The following is a 2,619-nucleotide window of genomic DNA, read 5'->3' as shown; positions in this document are numbered from 1 at the left end:
GCGCGGCGCATGTGGGGGGCGGTGCCGCTGGCGTCGGAGACTTCGCAGATGAGGTTATGGTCGTGGATCAGACGCAGGTGTATGGGTGGGTCGGCGTATCGGATGGCGTTGGTGACGAGTTCGCTGACGACCAGTTCGGTGACGAAGACGGCGTCGCCCAGTCCCCAGGCATCCAGTTGGGCGGTTACTTTCTTTCGGGCTTGGGCGACGGCGATCGGGTCCGCGGGGATTTCCCAGGTGGTGACATGGTTGGTGTCCAGGGCTTTGGTGCGGGCGATGAGCAGGGCGATGTCGTCGGAGGGGCGGCCGGGCGGCAGGGCGTCCAGAACGGCGTCGCACAGGTCGTCCAGGGGGGCGGACGGTCGGGCGAGGGCCCGGCAGAGCAGGGACAGGCTGACGTCGATGTCCCGCTCGCGGGATTCGATCAGCCCGTCGGTGTAGAGGGCGAGGAGGCTGCCGTCGGGCAGTTCGATGTCGGTCGCTTCGAAGGGGAGTCCGCCCAGTCCGAGTGGGGGGCCGACGGGGAGGTCGAGCTGTCTTGTGGTGCCGTCGGGGGTGACCAGGACGGGTGCCGGGTGTCCGGCGAGGGCGATGGTGCAGTGGCGGGACACCGGGTCGTACACGGCGTACAGGCAGGTCGCGCCGACATCTCCGGTGGTCTCCGCGTCGGAGCCCGGCCGCGGGGTGTCCTTCTCCTTGGTGGACAGGCGGGTGACGACGTCGTCCAGGTGGGTGAGCAGTTCGTCGGGGGGCAGGTCGATGTCGGCGAGAGTGAGCACGGCGGTGCGCAGCCGCCCCATGGTGGCGGAGGCATGGATGCCATGGCCGACGACGTCGCCGACGACGAGTGCGACCCTGGCACCGGACAGCGGGATGACGTCGAACCAGTCCCCGCCCACCCCCGCCTGGGTGCCGGCCGGCAGATAGCGGGACGCGACCTCCACCGCGGCCTGCGCCGGGAGCGCCTGTGGCAGCAGGCTGCGCTGCAAGGTGACCGCGGTGGTGCGTTGGCGGGTGTAGCGCCGGGCGTTGTCGATGCAGACCGCTGCTCTGGCGGCCAGCTCTTCGGCCAGCACCCGGTCGTCCTCGCGGAACACCTCGGGGTGCTGGTGGCGGACGAAGACGACGACGCCCAGGGTCGTGCCGCGGGCGGTCAGGGGCACGGTCATCAGCGAGTGGACGCTGAAGTCACGGACCCTGGCGGCCCGGGAGCAAGCTTTGGCCATCCATTCGGTGATCGCGGGGTCGCTCACGCGGTGCAGCAGAGCACGTCCCGACCTCAGGCTCTCGACCGGCGGGGAACCCTCCGGATAGTCGCTCACGTCGCCCGGAGCAACGACCGCCTCGGGGGTTCCCGGGTTCACGGACTGGTGGGCGACGCGCCGCAACCAGACCGGGCCGTGCGTCGTGCCCGGGGGCGGCTCCTGGGCGCCGTCGACGGAGGGGAGCAGATCGACGCTGACGAAGTCGGCGAATTCCGGCACGACCACATCCGCCAGTTCCTGAGCCGTCCGCCGCACGTTGAGAGTGCTGCCGATCCGCTTGCTGGCGTCCGCAAGCAGCATCAGACGCCTACGGGCCCAGTACGACTCGGTCATGTCCTGAATGGCCAGACCCACACCCAGAACACGACCGTCTTCGTTCTTCAGCGGAGTGGCCAAGACCGACCAGGCGTGCTCACGGCTCTCGCCGAGGACGCTCTGGTAGATTTCCACGATCTGCGGATCACCGCTCCGCAGCGCCCGCTGCATGGACCGCTCCACCCGGTACATCTCCGGATGGTCCACGAACTCCGAAGGCAGCAGCCCACGCGCGTAGTCATAGCTGAGGTTCAGGTCGCGGTACCCGACCTTGTTGTACCGGCGCAGGCGCAGTTCGGTGTCGTACACCGCCATGGAGTAGTCCGCGATCTGCTCGTGGTGCAGGCTCACGAGAGTGTCGTCGTCGGGCCGGGGCCCCGGCCGCGTCAGCGCGGAGACCAGGAACCATTCGAGTCGCCCGCCTTCCGGCGCCCTTCTGTGCGCCAGGACCCTGGCCTCCAGGCAGTGGCCGTCGCGGTGCCGCAGGGCGATCCGCCCGGTCCACCTGGGCAGCTGTGTGAGAGAGCGCAACTCCCGCTCGTCGATCTCCTCGGCCAGCAGACCAGCCGCGGGCCGCCCCACCATCTGCGTGGGCGAGTACCCGAGCGCCCTTTCGGCCCCCGCATTCCACGCTGTCACGATGCCGTGGCCGTCGATGACGACCTGTGCACTGAGCGCCGCGTCGAAGTCACACTCGGGTGACCCCGGCATCCGGCTGATGGCCCTGCGTTGCGCCATCACTGCTCATCTCCCACAGAGACCTTCACCGCCTCCAGAGTGTGGCGCCCCCACTCACACACCCAGCCGACCGCGGCGGCTGTAAATTCGCACCATGACGTCGTGATCGGCCAGACTCACCCGCTACCCCCACGGTACGCCGTCCGTTCCCACCAGGCCGCTCACGTACTACAACGCTCGCCGACGTCACAGCGCGCTGGCCTACCTGTCCCCGATGGAGTTCGAACAGCAGCACCACACAACGGCTAAACTCTCACTCGTGGCGTAAACCCCTGTGTCCACGTTCCGGGGGTCACCTCAC

At 68.9% G+C, this 2,619-nt stretch carries 1 protein-coding gene and 1 pseudogene; one reads left to right on the top strand and one right to left on the bottom strand.

Going from position 1 to position 2,619, the window contains the following annotated elements; translation table 11 throughout:
* A partial coding sequence (locus tag ACWGJY_RS37475) for a SpoIIE family protein phosphatase (RefSeq protein ID WP_453265366.1) occupies positions 1-2,318 on the bottom strand: 2,318 nt, incomplete at its 3' end.
* Between the two features lie 169 nt (positions 2,319-2,487).
* On the opposite strand from ACWGJY_RS37475, the pseudogene ACWGJY_RS37470 reads away from it, so the two are divergent.
* A pseudogene (locus ACWGJY_RS37470) lies at positions 2,488-2,586 on the top strand (hypothetical protein); the annotation flags it as partial.
* Positions 2,587-2,619 lie beyond the last annotated feature (33 nt).

The organism is Streptomyces sp. NPDC054765 (assembly GCF_053612065.1).
The sequence above is the reverse complement of the archived record's forward strand: the minus strand, read 5'-3'. Positions and strand labels throughout refer to the sequence as shown.